Consider the following 4482-nt stretch of genomic DNA (forward strand, 5'->3'; position numbering starts at 1 on the left):
CTGGTGACTGCTGCCGACGTCAGGGGTGCCGACCCGGGCGACGGACGGATCTCCACGCCGAGTGCCGCACGGGTCCCGGCGTGGTCCGCCGCCGCTGCGGCGACGCCTGCCCTGCCGCCGCTGGCAGCCGACCGCGGCCCCGCCGTCCCGGACTGGTCCGAGGTCGTCGAGCACTTCCGGGAGGGCCTTGTCGTCTGCGACGCCGACGGTGTCGTGCGGCACGTGAGCCCCGTCGCGGAGCGCCTGGTCCCCGAGGTGACCGCCGGCGAGCTGCTCGCCGCGGCGGGCGTGGACGCGCTGCGCGGCGACGGCCCGGCGGAGTTCACTCACCACGGGCGACGGCTGCGCGTACGGCCGGTCGCGCTGTCCGGTCACCGGCGCTGCTGGTACGTCGAGGACGTCACCGAGAGCGTCAGCCGGGCCGACGCGCTGCTGGCCGAGCGGGCCCGCTCGGCGTTCCTCGCGGTGGTCGGCGAGAAGCTCGGCAACCCGCTGCACCCCGACCGGGCGGCCGCGGCCGTGGTCCGCCTCGCCGTGCCGACGACGGCCGACGTGGCGGTCCTGGTGCTCGCCCCCCGCTCCGGCCGGTCCCGGTGGTGGCGGGCGGTACGCGCCGACGACCAGGCGCCCGTGGTGGACAGCGGCGTGCTGCCCGCCCCGGCGCTGCCCGTGGCCATCGAGGCCGGCCTGTCCGGCGCCGAGCCGCACGAGCTGGACTGGCTGGTCGAGCAGGCCGCCGAGGCGGGTTGGCTGCCCGGTCTGGACACCTTCGGCGCCGTCGCCCGGGTGGTGCCGCTGCCCGGCCGGGATGCGCCGGCCGGCGCGCTGCTGGTGGCCCGCCGTGCCGACCGCTGGTACGACGAGGCCGATGTGGACCTGATCCGCGCGTTCGCGGCACGGGCCGGCGCGGCGCTGACCACCGGCCCCGACCTGGCGGCGCGGCTGCGCCGGCGGCTGGAGCCGGGCCGGGGCGGGCCCCTGCACGCGCCGGCGGGCGCCGGCGGGGCGGCGGAGCCGGGCGTGGCGATGGCGACCCTGCTCGGTGAGGGCGACGAGGCCGAGGCGGCGCTGCTGGTGCGCGACGACTGGCAGCGCCGGGGCCTGGGCTCGGCGCTGCTGCGCCGCCTGCTCGGCCACGCCGACCGGGCCGGTTACGCCGCGGTGCTGCTGCACGTGCAGGCCGAGAACACCCCGATGCTGCGGACGCTGCGCCGCCTGGACCGGCCGGTGGCGTTGGAACGCGACGGCGCGGTGCTGACCGCGACGCTTCCGCTGGTTCCCGCGCCGTCGACGGGCGAGCCGGCGTCCGGCGGTGACGCGGTGACCGGCGGACCAGCGGTGACCGGCGCACCGGCGGTGGCCGGTAGCGGCGCGCGTGCCGGCGCGGTCGTGCCGGCGCAGCGGCCGGGATGAGCTGACGGCCGTCCGGCCGGACCACGGAGGTGAGCCGCAACGGCGCGGCACGCCCGAGGGGTCCGGCCGGAGGGCCGCAACCGGCGCGTTCGCGCGCCACCCGGACCGACCTCCGATGCGGGGGACGGTGACACGGCGGGGCCCCCGATGCGGGGGCCCCGCCCGTGTTCGCGGGGATCAGGTGGCGGGGTAGCTGCTGTAGTCGGGGAAGTTGCCGTAGAGCCGGCCGTCTCCGCCCACCGTCACCGCCTGCACCAGCAGGTCGCCGCCGACGAACGCGCCCTTCCAGGAGGCGCCCCGGCCGCCGAAGGGCTCGTCCCGGTCGCCCCGGGAGCGGGGCTTGTTGATGCCCACCTTGAACGCCTGCAGGTCCACCGCCAGCTTGCCGGCCAGCTCCTCGTCGTCGCAGGCCAGCGACGCCACGAGCGCGCCGTTGGAGGCGTTCATCGCGGCCAGCAGCTCGTCGGTGGTGTCCACCACCACGATGGTGTCCACCGGGCCGAACGGCTCGGCGTGCATCAGCCGGGACCGGCCGGGCGGGGCCAGCAGCACGGCGGGCGCGACGTACGCGGACGTGTCCTGCCCGTCGAGGAACGGTGCGCCGTCGAGCTTGCCCCGGTGCAGCGGTACGGCGCCGCCGCGTACCGCCTCCTCGACCTTGCGGCGCAGCTCCTCGGCCTTGGCGGCGCTGATCAGCGGACCGAAGTCCAGCTCCGGCAGCGGGTCGCCGGCCGACCAGTCGTCGCCGACGGCGAGCGGGTGGCCGAAGCGGATCGAGCGGACCACGGGCAGGTACATGTCGAGGAACTCGTCGACCAGGTCGCGCTGGACCACGAACCGGGGGTACGCGGTGCAGCGCTGCTTGCCGTACTCGAAGCCCTTGCGCAGGTGCGCGGCGAGCGAGTCCCACTGGGAGAAGTTCCAGATGCCCCAGGCGTTCAGGCCCTCCTGCTCGATGAAGTGCCGCTTGTCGCAGTCGAGCAGCGCGGCGGCGACCTTGCCGCCGTTGGAGCGCCCGCCGACGAATGCGACCGCGCCGATCTCCGGCGCGCGGACGAGCACCTCGGACAGTTCCTCGCCACTGCCGGACAGCAGGGTGGCGGGCAGTCCGGCGCGCCGCATCAGCGCGTGGGCGACGGTGAGGCAGACCGCGCCGCCCTGGGACGGCGTCTTGGCGATCACCGCGTTGCCGGCCAGCAGCTGCACCAGCTCGGCGTGCACCAGCACGCTCATCGGGTAGTTCCAGGAGGCGATGTTGCTGACCGGGCCGGGCAGCGGCTCCCGGCCGTCGGCGAGCATCCGCTCGATCTCGCCCACGTACCAGCGCACGCCGTCCAGCGCGCGGTCCACGTCGGCGCAGGCCAGCCGCCACGGCTTGCCGATCTCCCAGACCAGCAGCAGGGCGAGCAGGTCGCGGTGCTCGGTGAGCGCGTCGAGCGCGTCGGTGACCCGGGCGACGCGCTCGGCCAGCGGCGTCCGCGCCCACTCCCGGTGCGCCGCCGCGGCGTGTGCGACAGCGCCGCGCGCCGCCTCGGCGTCGAGCCGGGCCAGGTGGATCAGGACGGTGTTGTCGACCGGGGTACGGACGGGCGCCGGTGTGCCGAGCGCGCGCCACTGCCCCTGGACGAGATTGTGGAGCGTGGGCACGCCGTCGGAGGTGGTGTCGAATGCCTCGGGGGTGGCGGCCACCGCCCGGGCGAGCGTGTCGGACCAGGAGGTGCCTTCGGCGAGTCGTAGAGCCATCGCGATCTCCTCAGTGTCGTCCGGGGAGCGGCGGCGTCGATGGCACCGCAGGTGAGGCGTACTGTCGCGCGGTGCCGAGCGGGCGGGCAACCGTACGCTCGTATGCCAGGACGGCGGCGGTCCGGACGGGGCCGTCGGCGGCGCTTTCGCCGCCACCGCGATGCCGCTGAGCTGGGAATGAGTCGGCTCTATATCGACCTGTATCGATGGTGTGATCCAGCTCCCGTTTGTTACCCGTCAGTACGCCGAGCGCCCCCCGCCGACGGCGGCCTTCCCAACATGTTGCCCGCGCATTACATTGTCGCTTATCCATGGGAGCGCTCCCGAAGCTCCTGCGGTCACTCCACCACCACTGCCTCGCGGCAGCCGGAGCCCGAGCGCCGTCCCCGCTCCGGCTGCCGCGCGGCGCCAGCCACAGGAGCTCGCCATGCCCCGTCCGATACCGCCGCCCGGAGGCCGGTCGCGGCTGCGCCGGTTGCTCGCCGCCGGCGCCGCGCTGGCCGTCGGCCTGGCCACGGCCGTCGCCGCCGCGCCGCCCGCGTCGGCCGTCGAGGTACCCGCCGCCGCGCAGGCCGCGGCCGCGTTCAACTACGCCGAGGCGTTGCAGAAGTCGCTGTTCTTCTACGAGGCGCAGCAGTCCGGCCGCAAACCCTCGTGGAACCGCGTCTCCTGGCGCGGCGACTCGGCGCTCACCGACGGCGCCGACGTCGGCGTCGACCTCACCGGCGGCTGGTACGACGCCGGTGACCACGTGAAGTTCGGCTTCCCGATGGCGTTCAGCGCCACCATGCTGGCCTGGGGCGCGGTCGAGTACCGCGACGGCTACGTCGCCTCCGGGCAGCTCACCCACCTGCTGAACAACCTGCGCTTCGTCAACGACTACTTCGTCAAGGCGCACCCCGCGCCGAACGTCCTGTACGGACAGGTCGGCAAGGGCGACGACGACCACAAGTGGTGGGGTCCGGCCGAGGTGATGCCGATGGCGCGGCCCGCGTACAAGATCGACGCGAGCTGTGGCGGCGCGGACCTGGCGGGGGAGACGGCGGCCGCGATGGCCGCCTCGTCCATGGTGTTCCGCCCCACCGACGCGACCTACGCGGACAAGCTGCTCGGCCACGCCAAGCAGCTCTACACGTTCGCCGACACGGTGCGGAAGAGCTACCACGAGTGCATCACCGACGCGACGAGCTTCTACAAGTCGTGGAGCGGCTACCAGGACGAGCTGGTCTGGGGCGCGATCTGGCTGTACCGGGCCACCGGTGACGCGACCTACCTGGCCAAGGCGGAGAGCGAGTACGACAAGCTCGGCACCGAGCGGCAGTCCAC

General features: G+C 74.9%; 2 protein-coding genes and 1 pseudogene. 2 read left to right on the forward strand and 1 reads right to left on the reverse strand.

All coding sequences use genetic code 11. From position 1 onward, the window contains the following. Positions 1–936: 936 nt before the first annotated feature. Positions 937–1275: pseudogene (locus tag KBX39_RS34120) on the forward strand (N-acetyltransferase family protein); the annotation flags it as partial. Between the two features lie 315 nt (positions 1276–1590). Here KBX39_RS34120 and KBX39_RS24205 read toward each other — a convergent pair. After that, entirely contained in the window at positions 1591–3156 is a 1566-nt protein-coding gene (locus KBX39_RS24205) for an aldehyde dehydrogenase family protein (RefSeq protein ID WP_210872659.1), read from the reverse strand. A 427-nt stretch (positions 3157–3583) separates the two neighbouring features. Between KBX39_RS24205 and KBX39_RS24210 the strand changes: the two genes are divergently transcribed. Next, positions 3584–4482, forward strand: an 899-nt coding sequence (locus KBX39_RS24210; RefSeq protein ID WP_210872660.1) for a glycoside hydrolase family 9 protein, incomplete at its 3' end; no start/stop codon positions are given.

Origin of the sequence: Micromonospora sp. D75 (assembly GCF_018070405.1) — a bacterium.
Classification (GTDB): Bacteria; Actinomycetota; Actinomycetes; order Mycobacteriales; family Micromonosporaceae; genus Micromonospora; species Micromonospora chalcea.

Coding starts and splice junctions, on each gene's coding strand:
- KBX39_RS24205 (WP_210872659.1), bottom strand. CDS start 3,156: ATGGCTCTACGACTCGCCGAAGGCACCTCCTGGTCCGACACGCTCGCC.